At 72.2% G+C, this 20,618-nt stretch carries 17 protein-coding genes and 1 pseudogene; 13 read left to right on the forward strand and 5 right to left on the reverse strand.

From position 1 onward, the window contains the following. The first annotated feature begins 90 nt into the window (after positions 1-90). From AC1DWC_RS18270 to AC1DWC_RS18290, 5 genes are all read left to right on the forward strand, one after another. Positions 91-2,391 carry a carbon starvation CstA family protein gene (locus AC1DWC_RS18270; protein ID WP_477910252.1) on the forward strand — a complete coding sequence of 767 codons (2,301 nt, stop codon included), beginning with the start codon at positions 91-93 and terminating at the stop codon, positions 2,389-2,391. Beyond that, positions 2,391-2,582, forward strand: a complete 192-nt coding sequence (locus AC1DWC_RS18275) for a YbdD/YjiX family protein (RefSeq protein ID WP_477910254.1) — start codon at positions 2,391-2,393, stop codon at positions 2,580-2,582. Before AC1DWC_RS18270 ends, AC1DWC_RS18275 begins: the two co-directional genes overlap by 1 nt. 90 nt (positions 2,583-2,672) lie before the next feature. Further along, complete coding sequence (locus tag AC1DWC_RS18280; protein WP_477910256.1) at positions 2,673-4,178, forward strand: AlkA N-terminal domain-containing protein; 1,506 nt, start codon at positions 2,673-2,675, stop codon at positions 4,176-4,178. After that, on the forward strand, positions 4,175-4,678 hold the full coding sequence (locus AC1DWC_RS18285; RefSeq protein ID WP_477910258.1) for a methylated-DNA--[protein]-cysteine S-methyltransferase: 504 nt from the start codon (positions 4,175-4,177) through the stop codon (positions 4,676-4,678). Before AC1DWC_RS18280 ends, AC1DWC_RS18285 begins: the two co-directional genes overlap by 4 nt. Positions 4,679-4,712: 34 nt before the next feature. After that, complete coding sequence (locus AC1DWC_RS18290; protein ID WP_477910260.1) at positions 4,713-5,984, forward strand: AI-2E family transporter; 1,272 nt, start codon at positions 4,713-4,715, stop codon at positions 5,982-5,984. 37 nt (positions 5,985-6,021) lie between these two features. Here AC1DWC_RS18290 and AC1DWC_RS18295 read toward each other — a convergent pair. Together AC1DWC_RS18295 and AC1DWC_RS18300 are read right to left on the reverse strand one after the other, a co-directional pair. After that, positions 6,022-8,859, reverse strand: a pseudogene (locus AC1DWC_RS18295) (AAA family ATPase); the annotation flags it as partial. Then, positions 8,856-10,034: an exonuclease SbcCD subunit D gene (locus tag AC1DWC_RS18300; protein ID WP_477910262.1), complete on the reverse strand. Its 1,179-nt coding sequence runs from the start codon at positions 10,032-10,034 to the stop codon at positions 8,856-8,858. The pseudogene AC1DWC_RS18295 and the gene AC1DWC_RS18300, both read right to left, overlap by 4 nt. 95 nt (positions 10,035-10,129) lie before the next feature. Here AC1DWC_RS18300 and AC1DWC_RS18305 point away from each other — a divergent pair, with 95 nt between their 5' ends. Together AC1DWC_RS18305 and AC1DWC_RS18310 are read left to right on the forward strand one after the other, a co-directional pair. Then, positions 10,130-11,299, forward strand: coding sequence for a DNA recombination protein RmuC (locus AC1DWC_RS18305; protein WP_477910264.1), 1,170 nt, complete (start codon positions 10,130-10,132; stop codon positions 11,297-11,299). Between the two features lie 59 nt (positions 11,300-11,358). Continuing rightward, positions 11,359-12,228: a DUF6542 domain-containing protein gene (locus AC1DWC_RS18310; protein ID WP_477910266.1), complete on the forward strand. Its 870-nt coding sequence runs from the start codon at positions 11,359-11,361 to the stop codon at positions 12,226-12,228. 24 nt (positions 12,229-12,252) lie between these two features. Here AC1DWC_RS18310 and AC1DWC_RS18315 read toward each other — a convergent pair whose 3' ends face one another. Beyond that, positions 12,253-13,266 (reverse strand): 4-hydroxy-3-methylbut-2-enyl diphosphate reductase, encoded by a 1,014-nt coding sequence (locus tag AC1DWC_RS18315; protein ID WP_477910268.1) that lies wholly within the window; start codon positions 13,264-13,266, stop codon positions 12,253-12,255. Between the two features lie 96 nt (positions 13,267-13,362). Between AC1DWC_RS18315 and AC1DWC_RS18320 the strand changes: the two genes are divergently transcribed. The 3 genes from AC1DWC_RS18320 to AC1DWC_RS18330 are packed head-to-tail and all read left to right on the forward strand — an operon-like array spanning position 13,363 to position 15,472. After that, positions 13,363-13,974 (forward strand): lipid droplet-associated protein, encoded by a 612-nt coding sequence (locus tag AC1DWC_RS18320; protein ID WP_477910270.1) that lies wholly within the window; start codon positions 13,363-13,365, stop codon positions 13,972-13,974. Next, on the forward strand, positions 13,971-15,257 hold the full coding sequence (gene xseA / locus AC1DWC_RS18325; RefSeq protein ID WP_477910272.1) for an exodeoxyribonuclease VII large subunit: 1,287 nt from the start codon (positions 13,971-13,973) through the stop codon (positions 15,255-15,257). Before AC1DWC_RS18320 ends, xseA begins: the two co-directional genes overlap by 4 nt. After that, a complete protein-coding gene (locus AC1DWC_RS18330) occupies positions 15,254-15,472 on the forward strand; it encodes an exodeoxyribonuclease VII small subunit (protein WP_072846708.1) in 219 nt (72 codons plus the stop codon). Before xseA ends, AC1DWC_RS18330 begins: the two co-directional genes overlap by 4 nt. Before the next feature lie 46 nt (positions 15,473-15,518). Here the strand turns inward: AC1DWC_RS18330 and AC1DWC_RS18335 are convergent, their stop codons facing one another. After that, complete coding sequence (locus tag AC1DWC_RS18335) at positions 15,519-16,088, reverse strand: DUF4245 domain-containing protein (RefSeq protein ID WP_477910274.1); 570 nt, start codon at positions 16,086-16,088, stop codon at positions 15,519-15,521. A 99-nt stretch (positions 16,089-16,187) separates the two neighbouring features. Between AC1DWC_RS18335 and AC1DWC_RS18340 the strand changes: the two genes are divergently transcribed. From AC1DWC_RS18340 to AC1DWC_RS18350, 3 genes are all read left to right on the forward strand, one after another. Beyond that, a complete protein-coding gene (locus tag AC1DWC_RS18340; protein WP_477910276.1) occupies positions 16,188-17,453 on the forward strand; it encodes a hypothetical protein in 1,266 nt (421 codons plus the stop codon). Between the two features lie 116 nt (positions 17,454-17,569). Next, on the forward strand, positions 17,570-18,610 hold the full coding sequence (glpX, locus tag AC1DWC_RS18345) for a class II fructose-bisphosphatase (protein WP_477910278.1): 1,041 nt from the start codon (positions 17,570-17,572) through the stop codon (positions 18,608-18,610). Between the two features lie 81 nt (positions 18,611-18,691). Then, positions 18,692-20,095 carry a class II fumarate hydratase gene (locus AC1DWC_RS18350; protein WP_477910280.1) on the forward strand — a complete coding sequence of 468 codons (1,404 nt, stop codon included), beginning with the start codon at positions 18,692-18,694 and terminating at the stop codon, positions 20,093-20,095. Positions 20,096-20,135: 40 nt separating this feature from the next. Here the strand turns inward: AC1DWC_RS18350 and AC1DWC_RS18355 are convergent, their stop codons facing one another. Then, positions 20,136-20,606, reverse strand: coding sequence for an ester cyclase (locus tag AC1DWC_RS18355; RefSeq protein ID WP_477910282.1), 471 nt, complete (start codon positions 20,604-20,606; stop codon positions 20,136-20,138). Between the last annotated feature and the right edge of the window lie 12 nt (positions 20,607-20,618).

Genomic DNA, 20,618 nt, shown 5'->3' on the forward strand with positions numbered 1-20,618 from the left:
ACCGCACACCGTCGCGGACGGCGCGCGGACTGGACCCCACCGGAATAGGGTGACGTAGGTCACAGTCGATGCCTGCCCAGGAGGTCCCCCATGACCACCACCACCCCCGGCAAACCCGCGTCGGACCCGTACATCGAGTACCTGTACACCGACCCGGACCTGCCGCCGGTCGGCATCGTCGACCGGACCCCGATCACCCCCGCAAAGAAGGTGGTGTTCGCGGCGATCGGCGTGGTGGGCGCCGTCGCCTGGACGATGATCGCGATCGTGCGCGGCGAGCACGTGAGCTCCGTCTGGTTCGTCATCGCGGCGGTGTGCACGTACCTCATCGCCTACCGCTTCTACGCCCGACTGGTCGAGAGCCGCATCGTCAAACCCCGGGACGACCGGGCGACGCCCGCCGAGGTGCTCGAGAACGGCAAGGACTTCATGCCGACCGACCGGCGGGTGCTGTTCGGTCACCACTTCGCGGCGATCGCCGGAGCCGGTCCGCTGGTCGGTCCGGTGCTCGCCGCGCAGATGGGGTACCTGCCCGGGACCATGTGGATCATCATCGGCGCGGTGTTCGCCGGCGGCGTCCAGGACTTCCTGGTGCTGTGGATCTCCTCGAAGCGCCGGGGCCGGAGCCTCGGCCAGATGGCCCGTGAGGAACTCGGCGTCTTCGGCGGGATCGCCGCCCTGATCGGCGTCTTCGTCATCATGGTCATCATCATCGCGGTGCTCGCGCTGGTGGTGGTGAACTCGCTCGCCGAGAGCCCGTGGGGCGTCTTCTCCATCGCCATGACCATCCCCATCGCCCTGTTCATGGGCGTCTACCTGCGATTCCTCCGACCCGGCAAGGTCTCCGAGGTCTCCCTGATCGGCGTGGTGCTGCTGCTGCTCGCGATCGTCTCCGGCGGCTGGGTCGCCGACACCGGCTGGGGAGCCGACTGGTTCACCCTCTCCAAGGTGACCCTCGCGTGGCTGATGATCGGCTACGGGCTCGCCGCGTCGGTGCTGCCGGTGTGGCTGCTGCTCGCTCCCCGCGACTACCTGTCCACCTTCATGAAGGTCGGGACGATCGCGCTGCTGGCCGCCGGAATCCTGGTGGCCCACCCCCAGATCCAGATGCCCGCGACCACCTCGTTCGCCTGGGACGGCGACGGCCCGGCGTTCTCCGGATCGCTGTTCCCGTTCCTGTTCATCACCATCGCCTGCGGCGCCCTGTCCGGCTTCCACTCCCTGATCGCGTCGGGCACCACCCCGAAAATGCTCGAGAAGGAGCGGCAGACCCGGATGATCGGCTACGGCGGGATGCTCACCGAGTCCTTCGTCGCGGTCATGGCCCTGGTCACCGCGTGCATCCTCGACCAGCACCTCTACTTCGCACTGAACGCGCCCGCCGCGCTGACCGGCGGCACCGCGGAGAGCGCGCCGGAGTACCTCAACAGCCTGGGCCTGCCCGGCGCCGACATCACCGCCGAGCAGTTGAACCAGGCCGCCGCGGACGTCGGGGAGGAGTCCATCGTCTCGCGCACCGGCGGCGCCCCGACGCTCGCGTTCGGCATGTCGGAGGTGATGAGCCAGTTCATCGGCGGGGAGAGCCTCAAGTCGTTCTGGTACCACTTCGCGATCATGTTCGAGGCGCTGTTCATCCTCACCACCGTCGACGCCGGCACCCGGGTGGCCCGGTTCATGCTCTCCGACTCGCTCGGCAACTTCGGCGGCGCCGCCCACAAGTTCAAGGACCCGTCCTGGCGGTTCGGCGCCTGGTTCTGCTCGATCGTCGTGGTGGGGCTGTGGGGCGCGGTCCTGCTGATGGGCGTCACCGACCCGCTCGGCGGCATCAACACCCTGTTCCCGCTGTTCGGCATCGCGAACCAACTGCTCGCGGCGATCGCGTTGACGGTGGTGCTGGTGGTGGTGATGAAGAAGGGGCTGTTCAAGTGGGCGTGGATCCCGGCCGTACCCCTGGTCTGGGACCTGATCGTGACCATGACCGCGTCCTGGCAGAAGATCTTCTCGGACGTCCCGGCGATCGGGTACTGGGCCCAGCACCGGGCCTTCGTCGACGCAAAGGACGCGGGGCTGAGCAGCTTCGGCTCGGCGAAGACACCCGAGGCGATCGACGCGGTCATCCGCAACACCTTCGTCCAGGGCACCCTGTCGATCGTGTTCGCGGTGCTGGTCCTGATCGTCGCGGCAGTCGGACTCCTCGTCTGCGTCAAGGCCTTTCGCGCCGGCGGGCTGCCCGACACCGAGACCCCACCGGTGCCGTCGAAACTCTTCGGTCCGGCCGGCTTCGTGCCCACCGCCGCGGAGAAGGCCGTCCAGCACCAGTGGGACGAGCTGATCGCGGAGGGCAAGGTCCGCGCGCCCGGCGCCGCCCACACCGTCGGGGGGCACCACTGATGGCCGGGCTGCGCCGGGCCGTCCACGGGCTGTGGTGGTGGGTCACCTCGGTGATGGGCGACCACGACTACGCCCGGTACGCCGAGCACCTACGCCGCGCCCATCCCGACGCCCCGGTGCCCAGCGAACGCGAGTACTGGCGCGCCCGGTACGCGGATGCGGACGCGCACCCGGACGCACGCTGCTGCTGACCGCGCCCCGCCAGGCGGTACAACCTCGACGACACGGTGATGTCCGATTCCCGCTAGCGTCGAGCCGGGCGCGGCTGCCACAGTGGTCGTGTGACCGCACCACACCTCGACTTCGAGCGCTGCTACCGCGCGGTGTCCGCCCGCGACGCCCGCTTCGACGGGCAGTTCATCACCGCGGTGCGCACCACCGGCATCTACTGCCGGCCGTCCTGCCCGGCGATCACCCCGAAACCCGGCAACGTCACCTTCCTGCCCACCGCGGCCGCCGCCCAGCAGGCCGGCTACCGGGCCTGTCGACGCTGCCTGCCCGACGCCGCACCCGGTTCGCCGCTGTGGAACGTCCGCTCCGACCTGGCCGCCCGGGCGATGCGCCTGATCTCCGACGGCGCCGTCGAACGCGGCGGGGTGGCCGCGTTGTCCGCCTCGCTCGGGTACTCCACGCGTCAGCTCACCCGCACGCTGACCAGCGAACTCGGCGCCGGACCGCTCGCCCTCGCCCGGGCGCACCGGGCCCACACCGCGCGACTGCTGATCCAGACCACCGCCATGCCGATGTCCGACGTCGCATTCGCGGCGGGCTTCTCGAGCATCCGGCAGTTCAACGACACGGTCCGCGAGGTCTTCGCCGCGACACCGTCGGCGATGCGTGCCGAGGCCGCCCGACGGACCGACGGCGCCGGACCGACGGCGGGCACCGTCCGGCTGCGGCTGCCCTACCGGGAACCGCTCGATGCGGGCTGGCTGACCTGGCAGTTGTCCGCGCACGCCGTCGACGGCCTGGAACTGTTCGCCGCGGGCGAGTACCGCCGGACGGTGCGCCTGCCGCACGGCACCGGGGTCGCCGCCGTCCGGATCAACCCCACTCGGCAGAATCACGTCGGCCACGTCCTGACCGACCTGACCCTGCAGGACATGCGCGACCTCGCGCCCGCCGTGGCCCGGCTGCGGCACCTGCTCGACCTGGACGCGGACCCCCAGTCCGTCGACGCCGCGTTGCGCGCGGACCCTGCCCTGTCCGAGAGCGTCGACTCCGCGCCCGGGATCCGGGTGCCCGGCAGCATCGACGCCGAGGAACTGTTGCTGCGCACCATGATCGGTCAGCAGATCTCGCTGGCCGCGGCCGCCACCGCGACCGCGAGGCTGGTGGCCCACCTGGGCGAACCGGTCGACGACGCGGCACTCACGCACGGATTCCCCAGCGCCGCAACCATTGCCGCGCGGGGCCGCGAGGTGCTGGCCGGACCGGCGCGCCGGGTCGACGCCGTGATCGGCGCCGCCGCCGCGCTGGCCGACGGCACCCTCGTCCTGCACGCCGGGCGCACCGCCGCGGACCTGCGCGCGGACCTGATGTCCCACCCCGGGATCGGGCCGTGGACCGCCGACTACGTCGCGATGCGTACGTTGGCCGACCCGGACACCCTGCTCGGCACCGACCTGGTGGTGCGCCGCGGCGCCGCCGCGCTCGGGGTGGACCTGTCCGAGGGCGAGCGCTGGGCGCCGTGGCGCTCGTACGCGTCGATGCACCTGTGGCGTGCCGCACTTTCGCGGCGCGGCGCGATCCCACCCACACTCCCCGACCACGAGGACCAGAGATGACTGCCAATTACGCCACCGTTCCCACCCCTGTCGGCCCCTTCACCGCCGTGGTCGACGCAGACGGCGCGGTGCTCGCCTCCGGCTGGACCGGCGACGCCGAGGAGCTGCGGGCGCTGATCCATCCCAGCCTGCGGCCCGCCGAAATCACCCCGCGAGCCGACCTGGGGGCCGTGACCCGCGCCGTGACCCGCTACCACGACGGCGACCTGGAGGCCGTCGACGCCATTGCGGTGCAACAGCATTCGGGTGAGTTCCTGGTGCACGCCTGGGACGTGCTCCGCGACGTGCCCGCCGGCGAGCCGATCACCTACACCGAGTTCGCCGTCCGCGCCGGCCGGCCCGCCGCGGTCCGAGGCGCGGCCTCGGCCTGCGCCCGCAACGCCGCCGCGCTGTTCGTCCCGTGCCACCGCGTGGTGCGGGTCGGCGGCGCGCTCGGAGGCTTCCGGTGGGGATTGCCGACGAAACGCTGGCTCCTCTCCCACGAGGGGTCGGCGCGGTAGATTCGGCCCAAGATCCCGCCAGGAAGGACCGAACGTGAGCGAAACGCCCACCACCGCCGCCCCAAATCCGGCGCGGCGACACTTCGTCGACCGCGGTGACGTGCTCGGCGCGGGCGGCATGTGGCTTGCCAAGTGGTCGCTGTGTCTGGTCGCGATCGCCGCCGGCGCCTGGGTGGTGTGGGCGGCGCTCGGCCAGCTGTGGGTGGTCGTGCTGCCGGTGCTGATGGCCATCGTGGTGTCCACGGTGCTGTGGCCGCCGACCCGGGCGATGACCAGCCGCGGCCTCCCTCCCGCCGCGGCGGCCGGCATCACCCTGGTCGGGTTCATCGCCGTCCTGTCCGGCATCATCGCGCTGATCATCCCCTCGGTGGTCGACCAGGCCCCCGAGCTGGCCAACAAGGCCAGCCAGGGTCTGCGCCAGGTCCAGGAGTGGCTCAAGGGCCCGCCGGTGAACCTGCGCGACGACCAGATCGACTCGGCCGTCCAGGCGATCATCACCAAGCTGCAGTCGAGCGCGCAGTCGATCGCGACGGGCGTGTTCAGCGGCGTCAGCGCGACCGCCTCGATGCTGATCGCCTTGTTCCTGGTGCTGGTCCTGACCTTCTTCTTCATCAAGGACGGACCGCGGTTCCTGCCGTGGCTGCACGGGGTCAGCGGCGGCCGCGCCGGCCGGCACTTCGAGGCCGTGGCGGTGCGGGTGTGGGACACCCTCGGCGGCTTCATCCGGACCCAGGCCCTCGTCAGTTTCGTCGACGCGTTCTTCATCGGCCTCGGGCTGATCGTGCTCGGAGTGCCGCTGGCACCGGTGCTGGCGATGCTCACCTTCCTCGGCGGCTTCATCCCGATCGTCGGTGCCTTCGTCGCCGGCGCGCTGGCGGTGCTGGTGGCGCTGGTGGCCAAGGGCTGGACCACCGCCCTGATCGTCCTGATCATCGTGCTGGCGGTGCAGCAGCTGGAGGGCAACGTGCTGCAGCCGGTGCTGCAGAGCCGGAGCATGAACCTGCACGCCGCGATCGTGCTGCTCGCGGTGACCGCGGGATCGTCGCTGTTCGGGATCGTCGGCGCATTCCTGGCCGTCCCGGTCGCCGCCTGCGGCGCCGTGGTGATCCGCTACATCGGCGAACAGGTGGACCGAAAACTCGACGAGCAGGGCGACGACCCGGACGGCGCGCCGCCGGGCTCGGGCGAACCCCGCACGGACGACGCGGAGTCACCGTGCGAGGACGCCGAGTCACCGGGCGCGGACGCCGAGTCGCCGGCCGCGGGGTCGCCCGCGGAGGACACCGTCCTCCCCGACCCCGTCTGAGCGACCAGCGACTCACCCGGCTGACGCCGCACACGGGCACCGACTCGAGGGTGTCGGCGTCGAGGGTGCCGAAGCCCTCGTCGATGAACATCGTGTCCAGCACCAGCCCGCCGGACTCCGCGGCCACGACGTCGGCCAGTCCGAGGGCGAGCGAGAGCGACGCGAGGAACGACTCGCCGCCGGAGAGCGTCTTCGCCGACCGCACCACCCCGGTGTAGTCGTCGCGGATGTCGAGTCCCAGCCCGCCGCGCTTGCGTCCGGTGCCGGCGCCGTCGGCGTGCACGAACTCGTACCGTCCGGCCGACATCCGACGCAACCGGGTGGACGCCGCCAGCGCGACCTCCTCGAGCCGGGCCGCCAGCACGTAGGACCGCAACGACATCTTGCGCGCGTTCTGCCCACGGCCCTCGATCACGTCGGCCAGCCCGGCCAACTCGTCGTGCCGCGCCTGCGCCGGGGCCAGTGCCTGGACCTCCGCCGCGAGCTGCCCCACCAGCCGGTCGAGGTCCTGCAGCCTGCGCTGCGCGTCTGCGGACACCCCCACCGCGGCCTTCGCCGCGGTCTTCGCCGCCAGGTCCGCGGCCTCGGCCTCCGCGGGATCGACCGGCCCGAGCAACGCCGCGGCCGCCGTCTCGGGTTCGGCGAGCACCGACTCGACCCGCACCTGCAGGTCCCGCGCGTCCCGCAGCGAGGCCTCCATCTCGGCGATCCGACCGGCACCTCTGACCGCGTCGACGGCGGCATCCACGGCGGCGAATCCGGCGTCGGCGGCAGCCCCGATCACCTTCTGCGCCAAGGCCTCCGCGGCGTCCTGCGCGGTCCCGGTCGCGGCTCGCTGGTCGCGCAGCCGCGACGCCGCCGCGGCAAGCTCCTCGAGCCGGTCACGGCGAATCCGCGGACTCTCGTCGGTGCCCGTCGCGGCCGCGACACGGGCCCGGATCTGGTCGAGTTGCGTTGCCATGCCGGCGATCTGCGCGTCGAGCGCCGCCGTCTCGGCGGTGACGGCGGCGGCACGTTCCTGCACCCGGGCGGATTCCGACCGCAACTCCGCGAGCCGCGTCGCCGACCCGGGCTCGCCGTCGGCGAGTGACGCGGCGGCGGCATGCCGCTCGGTGGCGTCACGCACCTCGGCCGACAGTTCGTCCGCGTCCCGGTCCCCGCCCCGCTCGATCTGGACCTCGACGGCCAGTTCCACCTTCGTCAGCTGTGCCGACGCGTCGGCGACCGCGTCCGCGCGGTGCTGCTCGGCCGCGCGGGCCGCGTCCTCGTCGGCCTTGGTGACCACCGAGTCCGGCTGGACGGCGGGCCGCGGGTGCTCGTCGGCCCCGCACACCACGCACGGCTCGCCGTCGACCAGTCCGGCGGCGAGCTCGGCGGCCATCCCGGCCAGCCTGCGCTCACGGACGTCGAGCAGCGCGGTGCGCGCCTGGTGGTGACGGTCCCGGGCCCCGGCGAGTTCGCGTGCGGCCGTGGCCTGGGCCCGCCGCTGCACCGCCAGTTCGGTGGCGGCGGCCAGCATCTCGGTGGCCGCGACCCTGGCCCGCTCGAGCGCCGGCACCGTGGCCGCGGCCAGCCGGGCCGCGTCCAGGTCCGCCTCGGCGGCCCGGACCAGCTCCGGCAACACGTCGCGTCGCCGCGCCAGTGTTGCTGCCTCGGAGTCGAGTTCGTCGCGGCTGACCCGGTGGGCACGCATCGAGTCCTGCAGGGCGTCGGCGGCGAGCGACTCGGCGATGAGCTCGTCGATACGTGCCACCTCGCCGGTCCAGTCGCGTACCGCGGACGCGAGCACCTCGCTGTCGGCCGGAGCCGGCGGCCAGGACAGGCAGGCGAGCAGGTCCGCCCCCTCGCCTGCCGCGCCGATCTTCGCGGCCAGGTCCGTCATCCGTGTCAGTTCCCCGGCCGCGACGTCGGCCGCGGCCATCGCCTCGGCGCGCAGGGCCGCGACGGGCGCTGCGCGCTGGGCCCGGCCGAGCTCGTCGGCCAGGGCCTCGCGGACCGGCGTCGCCTGCTGGTGGGCGGCGAGTTCCGCCCGCGCCTGGGCGGCCCGCTGCTGCAGACGCTGCACCCGTCTGGCCTCGGCGAGCTCGGCGGCGGCGCGGGAGGCGAGCGCCTCAGCGTCGGCCAGTTCCAGCAGCGCGCGGGCCGAAACGTCCGCGGCGTCGGCCTCGAGCTTGCGCGCCCACACCAGCGGTTCCGCGTCCGCGCCCGCCTCGATGCCCGCGGCCGTGGAGACCCGGGCGACCATGAGATCCACCGACTTTCGGCTCGCCTCGAGCTTGGCGGCGCTCTCCCGTCGCCGCGTGACGAACCAGTCCTCGACCGTACCGAAACGGGAGGTGTCGAAGAGCCGCTCGAGCAGGGTTCCCCGCTCGTCGGTGTCCGCGCGCAGGAACCGCGCGAAATCTCCCTGCGGCAGGAGCACCACCTGGAAGAACTGGTCGGAGCTCATCCCGAGCAGCCGGCCTACGGCCTCGCCGATCTCGTCGAGCCGGGTCAGGTTCTGGCCGTGCCCGTCCAGCCACTCGAGCGTGGCCTTCGCGTTCTCCTTGGTGGTGCCGGTACCGCGCAGCTTCGGTCGCTGGTACTCGGGGCTGCGGGTCAGTCGCAGCCGGCGGCCGCCGATGGTGGCCTCGAGCACCACCTTCGGCACCGCACCGGGCGCGGCATGATCGGACAGCAGGCGCTTGCCCTGCTGGCGTGCGCCGGGGACGGTGCCGTACAGCGCGAAGGCCACCGCGTCGAGCACCGTCGTCTTGCCGGCACCGGTCTGGCCGTGCAACAGGAACAGCCCGTCGGCGCCGAGCGCGTCGAAGTTCACGGTCGCGGTGTCGCCGAACGGGCCGAACGCCGAGATCTCCAGTTCGTGCAGTCTCATGCGATGTCCTCCGCGGCGACGGCCGCATTCTCCGGTTCCCGGACCGCAAAGCTCAACGCCTGCTCCAGCAGTCGGGTCTCCCCCGAGGTGGGCTCGCTGCGCATGTCGGTCAGGAAACTGGTCGCGATCTGGGCGTCGGTGCGGCCGCGCACCTTCTCCCGGTACCGCAGGTCGGTCACGCCCTCCGGCCGGTTCCACTCGAGGTGCACCATGTGCGGGAAGCGCTCGCGCAGCGTGCGCATGGCGTCCTGCGGACGGACCGGGTCCGTGAGGACCGCGGACACGTAGTCTGCCTCGGCCGCCGCGAACTGGTCCCCGGTGAGCAACTCCTCGACGGTGCCGGTGAGCTGGCTGAGCCCGCGCACCACCGGCAGGTCGTGCCGGACCACCTCGCGCAGGCCGTCCGCGTCGAGGTCGACGATCCACACCGCCTTGCGGTGCGAGCGCTCCCCGAACGAGTACGGCAGCGGGGAACCGGAGTAGCGGACCCGGTCGGTGAGGGTCTGCGGCGAGTGCAGGTGGCCGAGCGCGACGTAGTCGACCCCGTCGAACGCCGAGGCGGCGACGGTCTCCACCCCGCCGACCGAGATGGACCGCTCCGAGCCGGTGGACTCGGCACCGACCACGAACGCGTGCGCGAGCAGGACCGCGCGCGGCGGCGTGCCGTCGACGGCGCGGCCGCCCAGCTCCGTCCTGATCCGCGTCATCGCCGCATCGAGGATCGCGGCGTGCGATCGCGCCGACGGCACCCCCAGTTCGGCGCGGGTGGCCTCCGGTTCGAGGTACGGGATCCCGTAGAACGCGACCGGACCGTGCTCGTCCTCGAGCACCACCGGCCGGTCCACCTCCGACACCCGCGTCATCAGGTGCAGTCCGCCCGCCGCCGAGAAGGCCGCGCCGGCGCCGAGCCGGGCCGGGGAGTCGTGGTTCCCGGAGGTCGCGACGATCACCGCACCCGCCGCACGGATCGCCTCGAAGCCCTTGTTGCACACGGTGACCGCATCGGCGCTGGGGATGGCCCGGTCGTAGACGTCCCCCGGCACCACCACGACGTCGACGGCGTGCTCCGCGACCAGGTCGGCGACGGCGTCGAGCACCAGTGCCTGGTCGGCCAGCAGGTCCACCCCGTGGAAGGTGCGCCCGATGTGCCAGTCGGAGGTGTGCAGGATTCGCATGCGCCGACCGTAGTTCACCCCACCGACAGGCCCATTGACGTGCACCTCTCCCCGACCGCCGGAGGCATGTCGGTGCCCTCGTGCACTATCTCGGCATGGAACCCGTCACCGGCTTCGGACTCCTCGTCTCGCTCTGCCTCGGCATCGCGGTCGGCTGGCTCTGGCACGCCTCCCGGACCGGCCAGCACGCCGCGCGCGCGGAGGCTCAACTCGCCGCGCTCCGTGACAACGAGAAGCTGCTCCGGCAGTCCCTCTCGTCGGTGAACGAGGACGCGGCCCGACGCACGTCCGGGGCGGTGGGCGAGCAGGTCGCGCACCTGGTCGGGCCGCTGCACGACGCCGTCGACGCCCTGTCCGTGCAGGTGCAGCAGGTCGAGCGCAGCCGGGTGCACGCCTACGCCGGTCTCACCGAGCAGGTCGCCGGGATGCGCCGGGCCTCTCAGTTGCTGACCACTCAGACCGGCCAGCTGGTGACCGCGCTGCGCGCACCCCAGGTCCGGGGTCGGTGGGGCGAGATCCAGCTCGAACGGGTGGTGGAGCTTGCCGGGATGGTCAAGCACTGCGACTTCGAGACCCAGGTGAGCGAGGAGGGCGTGCGGCCGGACCTGGTGGTGCGGCTGGCCGGCGGGAAGAACATCGTGGTCGACGCGAAGGTCCCGTTGGCCGCGTTCCTCGACGCGGCACAGGAGGAGGACGTCTCGACCCGGGACACGCACCTGGTGCGCCATGCCCGACAGCTGCGCACCCACGTGGACCAACTCTCCGCCAAGGCCTACTGGGCGTCGTTCGACCCCACTCCCGAGTTCGTGGTCCTGTTCGTTCCCGGAGACTCGTTCCTCGACGCCGCGCTGACCGCCGACTCCGGACTGCTCGAGCACGCCTTCGCGAAGAATGTGATCCTCGCGACGCCGACCACCCTGGTCGCACTTCTGCGGACCATCGCGCACACCTGGCGACAGGAGACCCTCTCCCGCGAGGCCGACACCATCCACCGACTCGGCCGTGAGCTGTACGGCCGGCTCGGCATCGTCGGAAACCACCTGGACCGGCTCGGTTCGCAGCTCGGCAAGGCGGTCGAGTCGTTCAACCTCACCGCCGCGTCGATGGAGACGCGGGTCGCGGTGACCGCACGCAAGCTTCACGACCTGGAGGTCGGCGACGGCGAGGTACCGGAGGTCAGCCGCATCGATTCCTGGCCACGGACGGTCGGCCTCACCGATCTCGGGCACGCGCACGGTCCCGCCAACGAGGCGATCGGGTCGTGAACCGCTAGTCTCGTAGGGTGTCAGCAACCCAACGTGCTCGCTCTGGGGTGCCGCTCGATGTGCGGTCAATTCTCCCAACGGTCCCCGGCGTCCCGGCCTGGGGCGCGGTTCTCATCGCGGTGGGCGCCACATTTGTCGGGTTTCTCCTCGACGCCATGCGCGGGACAGAGCTGACGTCGGCGTTCGCGGTCTTCTACTTCCTCGGCTGTGTCGGGGCGGCACTCGCGGTCCGCAGTCGCGGACTGTTCGCCGCCGCCGTCCAGCCGCCGCTGATCCTGGTGGTCGGCGTGCCGCTCGCGTACCAGAGCCTCACCCCCGGCACCGGCGGCGGCATGAAGGACCTGATCTTCAACACCGCACTCCCGTTGGTCAACCGCTTTCCCCTGATGCTGGTGACGGCGCTCGTCGTCCTCGCGATCACGGCCGGCCGGCGCTACCTGAACCACCAGGCGCGGCCGCAGCCTGCGCGTGCGGCGCGCGGCACGGCGGAGCCCACCGCAGCCCCCGCCCGACCGGCGAGCCGGCCCGCGACCGCGCCGCACACCCAGGTCCACGCGCAGTCGGGCCGTCGCACCCGCGGCGGCGAGAACTCCACCGGCGCGCGGCGACGGGTCGCCGAGCCCCAACTCGACAGCGGTCAGTTCGACCTGACCGATCAGTTCGACCGGGACCGGCGACTGGACGTGGAGGGCGATCGACGCTCCCACCGCGCCGCGTCCACCGGCGGGTCGCCGCGTGAACCGTTCCGGCCCGCGTCCGCTCCGGTGCCCGCGGCCAGGCTCCGGCCGGAACCGGCCACCCGGCAGTACGCCCGTCAGTCGGAACCGGTCGGACACGCGGCCGAGCAGTACACCCAGCCGGCCGACCCCGACGTCCCGGTCCATCCGCTCCCGCAGGTCCGGTACCGCGACCGGCACGACGCTCCGTAGGAGCGCCGCGGCGGCCGGTCCGGGCTAGACGCTCGGTGTCGCGGGCTTCCGCAGTTCGCGCGGCAGCGAGAACACCAGCGTCTCGTTTGCCGTCGTCACGGACTGCACGTCCTGGAAACCGTGTTCGGCGAGCAACTCGATGACCCCACTGACGAGGATCTCCGGCACCGAGGCGCCCGAGGTGATGCCCACCGTCTGCACCCCGTCCAGCCACCCGAGGTCGATTTCGCGGGCGTAGTCGACCAAGTAGCTGGCCTTCGCGCCGGCGCCCAGCGCGACCTCCACCAGCCGGACCGAGTTCGACGAGTTCCGCGACCCCACCACGATCACCAGATCGCACTCCGGCGCCATCGCCTTCACCGCGACCTGACGATTCTGGGTGGCGTAACAGATGTCGTCGCTCGGCGGGTCCTGCAGCAGCGGGAACTTCTCCCGGAGTCGCGCGACCGTCGCCATCGTCTCGTCGACGCTCAGCGTCGTCTGCGAGAGCCAGATCACCTTCGACTCGTCCCGGACGGTGATCGCCTCCACCGAGTCGGGGCCGTCGACCAGTTGCACGCGCTCGGGCGCCTCACCCGCGGTCCCCTCGACCTCTTCGTGACCCTCGTGCCCGATCAGCAGGATGTCGTAGTCGTCGCGGGCGAACCGCTTGACCTCCTGGTGCACCTTGGTGACCAGCGGGCAGGTGGCGTCGATGGTGTGCAGGCTGCGCTCCGCCGCGGCCTCGTGCACGGCCGGGGACACCCCGTGCGCGGAGAACACCAGGACCGAACCCTCCGGAACCTCGTCGGTCTCGTCGACGAAGACCACGCCCCGCTCGGTCAGCGTCTCGACCACGTGCCGGTTGTGCACGATCTCCTTGCGGACGTAGAGCGGCGCGCCGTGCTTCTCCAGCGCCCGCTCCACCGTCTCGACGGCGCGGTCGACGCCGGCGCAGTACCCACGCGGCTCCGCGAGCAGGATGCGCTTGCCGGTGGTACCCGTCGCGGAAGTACCGGAACGGGCGATACCCAGGTTCAAGGGGACAGCAGAAGACATGCCTCAAGGGTACGGGGGCCACTCGGGTGCGGTCGGATCAGGCGTGGACGGCCCGGTCGGCTACCCATCGGGGCGTCGGTGAGGCAGGCTAGGACCATGATTCGTCCTCCTTTCGCCGCCCGAGTGGCCGCCGGGATCGCCGTCACCGTCGTCGAAGAGGTACAGAAGCTGCCGAGCACGGCGGTCTCGCTGCCGATGACGGCGGTCAGCCAGATGCTGCAGACGACCATGCGGGTTCAGCAGTCGGTCACGGCGCTGGCCATCAAGGGCGACGAGGCGCTGTCGGTGCTGTTCCACACCGACCAGGAGCAGCCGACGTGGGCGACGTTCGACGAGGACGAGGCGCCCACCCCGGCCAACGGCAAGGCGACGGCCACCGGAAACGGTGCCACCTCCGCCAAGCCCGCCAACCAGGGCCGGTTCGAGCTCTACTCGATGCCGGCCGGCGCCGACGCCGACCCGGTCGCACCCGCGGCGACGCCGGCATCGCCGAAACCCGAGGCGGGGACCGGCGGTGCGGCCGCCGCGCCGGAGATCGCCGAGTACCTGGACTACGACAACCTCACCCTGGCCCAGCTGCGCGCGCGGCTGCGCTCCCTGTCCGTCCCGGAGCTCACCGCACTGCTCGAGTACGAGAACGCCGCCCGGTCCCGGGCCCCGTTCCAGACGATGCTCGGCAACCGGATCACCACCGCCACCGCCAAGTGACTTCCGCCCAGACCAGCCGGCCGGGCGGCCCGCCGTCCGCGCAGACGTCGAACTCGGCCGAGAACCCGTGGCCGGTGCGGTCGGTCTCGACGAAGGTGGCGCAGTGGATCGACCGACTCGGCAGCATCTGGGTCGAGGGTCAGATCACCCAGATCAACGTCCGTCCCGGCACCCGCACCGCGTTCCTGGTGCTGCGCGACGCGTCCGCCGACATGTCGCTGTCGGTGACCTGCTCGCCCACCCTGATCCGCGACTCCCCCGTCCCGCTGACCGAGGGCAGCCGGGTGGTGATGTTCGGGAAGCTGTCGTACTACACCGGACGCGGCACCATCTCGCTGCGCGTGACCGAGATCCGGGCGGTGGGCATCGGCGAGCTGCTGGCCAGGATCGAGCGCCTCCGTGCCCTCCTGAACGCGGAGGGCCTGTTCGACCCCCGCCTCAAGCGCCCGCTGCCGTTCCTGCCGCGCACCGTCGGGCTGATCACCGGCCGGGCCAGCGCCGCCGAACGCGACGTCCTCAGCGTCGCCGGAACTCGGTGGCCGGCCGTCCGGTTCGAGGTCCGGAACACCGCGGTGCAGGGACCGACCGCGACCGCGCAGATCGTGGCGGCGCTCGGCGAACTCGACGAGAACCCCGAGGTCGACGTGATCGTGCTCGCGCGCGGCGGCGGCAGCGTCGAGGACCTGCTGCCGTTCTCCGACGAGACGCTGTGCCGCGCCATCGCCAAGTGCACCACCCCGGTGGTCAGCGCGATCGGCCACGAACCGGACAACCCGCTGTGCGACCACGTCGCCGACGTCCGCGCCGCCACCCCCACCGACGCGGCCAAGCGGGTGGTGCCCGACGCCGCCGCCGAGCAGGCGCTGGTCTCGGAGTTCCGCTCCCGCGGGGCCGCGGCCCTGCGGAACTGGGTGGCCCGCGAGGCGCGCTCGCTCGCGGACCTGCGCAGCCGGCCGGTGCTGGCCGACCCGTTGGCCGCCGTGGAACGCCGCGCCGAGGACGTCGACCGGCTACGGGCGGCGGGGCGCCGGGACGTCACCCGGCTCCTCGACGGCCAGGCGACGGTCGTCGAGCACCTCGCCGCGCGGCTGACCACGTTGGGGCCGGCGGCGACGCTGGCCCGCGGCTACGCGGTGGTGCAGAAGATGGTGCCGGGCGCCGATCCCGAGGTGCTTCGGTTCGTGGACGACGCACCGCCCGGCACCCAGCTGCGGGTACGAGTGGGCGACGGCGCGGTCATCGCGGCCGTCATGGGCCGCGACAAGTCAGGAGAGAAGAAGTGAACGAACCGGTGGCGGAACTCGGCTACGAGGCCGCGCGCGACCAGCTGGCCGAGGTGGTCAAGATGCTCGAGCAGGGCGGACTGGACCTGGACCACTCGCTGGCGCTGTGGGAGCGGGGCGAGGCCCTGGCCGAGCGCTGCGAGGAACACCTCGCGGGTGCGCGGGCCCGGGTGGAGAAGGCCCTCTCGCACGCCGACGAGTCCGGGTCCGACTAGTCCCGCAACGCCGGCCGAGTCCCGGCCGGCCGGCGCGGCGGGCGCGTCAGGGAACGATGGGCTGCGCCGCACCGACCGCGTCGGCGAGCGTGGTGAACTCCTCCGTCGACCCGCTGCCGGTGAGCAGGACGCGCACGTCGCCGAGGTCGGTGACCCAGATCTGCTCGCTGCCCTCCTGGGGGTAGAGCGTCCACGATTCTGCGCCGACCTGCTCCGCGCCGGACGGGCTGCGGTTGTCGCCGGCCACCCACGGCACCAGCGTCTCCTCGCTCGCCGAGCTCTGGGTCAGCTGCACGAAGCGACCCTTGTCGGTGATGAAGCCGACGGTGCTGACGTCGCCGCCGTGATCGCCCGCGACGGTGCCGCGGCTGCCGGAGTTCGGCTGCCAGCCCTCGGGCACGCCCGGGTTGCGGATCGGGAACCCGAGGTCGCGGGCGTCGTACTTGAGCACCGCGTTGATGTCGACGTGCGGCACCTGACCCGGCGTCGGTCCGCCGGGGCTGAGCGTGCACTGGCTCGCGATACCCGCGATGACCAGACAGATCAGCACCAACGGCAGCATCGAGAGCAGCATGTCGCGGTTGTTGTGCAGAATTCGGGGTTTGTCGGCGGCCACGGGCACCAGTATCCCAGTAGCCCGCGGTCGCGCTCGTGCCGGTTCCCGTGTGCGGCGAATCCGGTACCGGCAGTCACATACATGTTGTTCAATCGCAGCATGAGTGCGACCGAGACCTCCCGCCCGTCGCGTCGCGCCCGCTGGCGGCGACGAACACTCGTCGCACTGCTCGGTGTCGCTGCGGTGGCCACCACGACCACCGCCACGGCCACCGGCGCCCCGGCCGGTTACGCCGGCCTCCTCGACCTCGTGCCCGCCAACTCGGACGCCGAGCTCGCCGGCGGCCTCGACCCCCGCCTGCCCACCGACCCCGGGGCGCTCGACGCGGCCCTGAGTGCGGCCCGCGCCGACGGCGTCCCGCCGACCCGCTACGCCGCGCTGCTGCACCAGTACTGGCTCGCCCGCGGCACCGCGGCGTCGGGCATCGACCTGGCCGGCTGGGACCCGAACGCGGGCTTCGCCGCGAACGCCGACCTGGTCGAGCGGGTGTACTCGAACTACGGCCGCTACCAGCGTGAACGCGGCGAACTGAACTGGGCGGGCATGGCAGGCATGGCCGGCGCGTCCTTCGCCGCCGGCTTCTGGGACCTCGACATGGGCCGCGACCTGGTCGCCGTCGACGCCGTCCACGCCCTCGGGACCGCCGTCGCCGGGGCCGTCGCGTCGCTGCCCGCCGACGCCGCGGCAGCGCTCCCCGCGGACGTGCGGGCCCTCGCCGCACTGGGCCCGGCCACCACGACGGCGGACCTGGACTGGTACCAGAAGCGCCTGCTGATCATGCAGAAGCACATCTACTTCGACATGGTGCCCATGCACGAGGCCTACCTGGAGGCGGGCCGCCCGGCCGTCGAGGAACTCGGCGCGGCGGGCCTGCTCGACGACAACGCCCGGGCCGCGTGGGACGCGATCTTCTCGGGCACCCCCGCCGGCCTCGCCGATGGCACGCTGCGGATGGCCGACCGGGAGCAGAACCAGATCGTCGCCGACCAGTGGGACGCCACGGCCGCGGGCCGCGACGGCGTCGGCCGGGTGCTGGCCTACGTCACCACCGTGGCCGCGCAGCCCGCGATCCCGGGCGCGCAGGCGCCGGGGGTGGTCTCCCCGCTGTCGGTGACCGGTGCCGGATTCCGGCTGCAGGCCCCGCTTCCCGGCTTCAACTGGGCCGACCGCGCCCCGCGGTGGCAGTACATCGCGAGCGACACCGCGGCGGCCTACGCGCGCCTGGTCGCCGGCGGCCCGCAGGCGGCGCAGGCGGTGCTGTCGCAGCCGTTCGGCGCCTTCATGGACCGGCAGCGGGTCGTTCGGCGCGCGCCCGAGCTGGCCCGCGACCTGAGCAGCGGCTGGTCACTGACCCGGGAGCCGTAACCCGACGACGAATTGGTCCGACCCGTGATGAGACAATCACGCTTCGAGACCACATTCTCCCCGGAGAAGAAACCTATGCCGACGCCAACAGCGTCGCGTGCAAGGAGGCACTGCCCATGACGGCCAGCACCCCATCGAGTCGCCGCGAGGCCCCCGACCGCAACCTCGCACTCGAGTTGGTGCGCGTCACCGAGGCAGGCGCACTTGCCGCCGGCCGCTGGGTCGGCAAGGGCGACAAGGAGGGCGGGGACGGCGCGGCCGTCGACGCGATGCGTCAGCTCGTGAGCAGCGTGTCCATGCGCGGCGTCGTCGTGATCGGTGAGGGCGAGAAGGACGAGGCGCCCATGCTGTTCAACGGCGAGGAGGTCGGCAACGGCGACGGCCCCGACTGCGACTTCGCGGTCGACCCGGTCGACGGCACCACGCTGATGTCCAAGGGCATGCCGAACGCGATCTCCGTGCTGGCCGTCGCCGAGCGCGGCGCGATGTTCGACCCGTCCGCCGTGTTCTACATGGAGAAGATCGCCGTCGGCCCGGACGCCGCCGACGTCATCGACATCACCGCGCCGATGGCCGAGAACATCAAGCGGGTCGCGAAGGTCAAGAAGGCGTCGGTCTCCGACGTCACCGTCTGCATCCTGGACCGGCCCCGCCACGCCCAGCTGATCGCGGAGGTCCGCGCGACCGGCGCCCGCATCCGGCTGATCTCGGACGGCGACGTGGCCGGCGCCATCGCGGCGGCCCGCCCCGAGTCCGGCACCGACATGCTGGTCGGCATCGGCGGCACCCCCGAGGGCATCATCGCCGCGGCCGCGATGCGCTGCATGGGCGGCGCACTGCAGGGCAGGCTCGCCCCGACCGACGACGACGAGCGCCAGAAGGCCATCGACGCGGGCCACGACCTGGACCGCGTGCTGCTCACCGAGGACCTGGTCTCCGGCGAGAACGTCTTCTTCACCGCGACCGGCGTCACCGACGGCGACCTGCTGCGCGGCGTCCGCTACTACGGCGGCGGCGCGAGCACCCAGTCCATCGTGATGCGCAGCAAGTCCGGCACCGTGCGCATGATCGACGCGTACCACCGCCTCGAGAAGCTGCGCGAGTACTCGTCCGTCGACTTCGACGGCGAAGAGGGCGCGGTTCCGCCCACCTTCTGATCCGCCCGCTGTCCGCGCCCTCCCCCGGTCTCGATCGGAGGAGGGCGCGGACAGTTGTTTCTGGTGGCAAGCTTGGTTGGCATGACGGACAACAGCGAATCGCAGTTCCGGATCGAGCACGACACCATGGGCGAGGTCCGGGTCCCCAAGGACGCACTCTGGCGCGCGCAGACTCAGCGCGCCGTCGAGAACTTCCCGATCAGCGGCCGCGGCCTCGAACGCGCCCAGATCCGCGCGATGGGTCTGCTCAAGGCCGCGTGCGCACAGGTCAACAAGGACCTCGGGCTGCTCGACGCCGACAAGGCCGACGCGATCGTCGCCGCCGCGAACGAGATCGCCGACGGCCGCCACGACGACCAGTTCCCGATCGATGTCTTCCAGACCGGGTCCGGCACCAGCTCGAACATGAACGCCAACGAGGTCATCGCGAGCATCGCCCTGGCCCACGGGGTCGAGGTGCACCCCAACGACCACGTGAACATGTCGCAGTCCTCCAACGACACGTTCCCCACCGCGACGCACGTCGCCGCGACCGAGGCCGCGGTCACCCACCTGATCCCCGCACTCGACCACCTGCGTCTGGCCCTCGGCGACAAGGCCGCGCAGTGGCGGACCGTGGTCAAGTCCGGCCGCACCCACCTGATGGACGCCGTCCCGGTCACCCTCGGCCAGGAGTTCGGCGGCTACGCCCGGCAGATCGAGGCGGGCGTCGAACGCGTCATGGCGACGCTCCCCCGCCTCGGCGAGCTGCCGATCGGCGGCACCGCGGTCGGCACCGGGCTCAACGCCCCCGACGGGTTCGGACCCAAAGTTGTTGCGGAACTTGTCAAGTCGACCGGACTGGACTCCCTGACCCCGGCACAGAACAGCTTCGAGGCGCAGGCCGCGCGCGACGGCCTGGTGGAGGCGTCCGGCGCGCTGCGCACCGTCGCGGTGTCACTGACGAAGATCGCCAACGACATCCGGTGGATGGGCTCCGGACCGCTGACCGGGCTGGGCGAGCTGCACCTGCCGGACCTGCAGCCCGGCAGCTCGATCATGCCCGGCAAGGTCAACCCGGTTCTGCCCGAGGCCGTCACCCAGGTCGCGGCGCAGGTGATCGGCAACGACGCCACCGTCGCCTGGGGCGGCGCGGCGGGCGCCTTCGAGCTCAACGTGTACATCCCGGTGATGGCGCGCAACCTGCTCGAGTCGTTTCGGTTGCTGGCCAACGTCTCCCGGCTGTTCGCCGACCGGTGCGTTGCCGGACTCGAGGCCGACACCGAACGCCTGCGGACCCTCGCCGAGTCGTCCCCGTCCATCGTCACGCCCCTCAACTCCGCGATCGGCTACGAGGAGGCGGCCGCCGTCGCCAAGCAGGCACTGAGGGAGAAGAAGACGATCCGGCAGACCGTGATCGACCGGGGACTGATCGGCGACACGCTCTCCGAGGCGGAGCTCGACCAACGCCTCGACGTGCTCGCCATGGCGAAGGTCGAGGAGTGAGCGCCACGCCCGATCCCGGCCGGACGAGGAGCCGCGCACCTCAGCCGGGTGGCGCCTTCCGTGCCCGACGCCCGGCCCACACCATCCGCGCCAGGTAGACCGGGCTGGGCGGTATCCACCCGAGCTGCTGCGCCAGGCCGAGGTCGTCCCGCGTCGCCCAGTGCTCGATGACCAGTCCGTCCTCGATGCGGACCCAATGCGATTGGAGGACAGTGAAACTCCCGCCGTTCGACGGAAACGCCTGGTCGACCTCGCCGTCCGCGTCGTAGGTCAGGAACTGCCCGACCTGGCGGCCGCTCATGGCCACCTCCACCGCCACCAGGTCGCCGTCCGCGGCCACGTGCCGAACCTCGAACCTCAGGTCCGCGAATGCCTGGCGGAGCCACAGTGCGGTCGCGTACCACGCGTCCGGCCCGCGGCCCCGGGTCCGCGGCGGCTCGGTCACACTCTCGCGGTTGACGCCGTCCGGATGGACGACGGCGCCGAAGTCGTCGCGGCCGCCCGCGGCCATGAGCCGACGCTC

Source organism: Rhodococcus sp. P4_C10 (genome assembly GCF_056402135.1).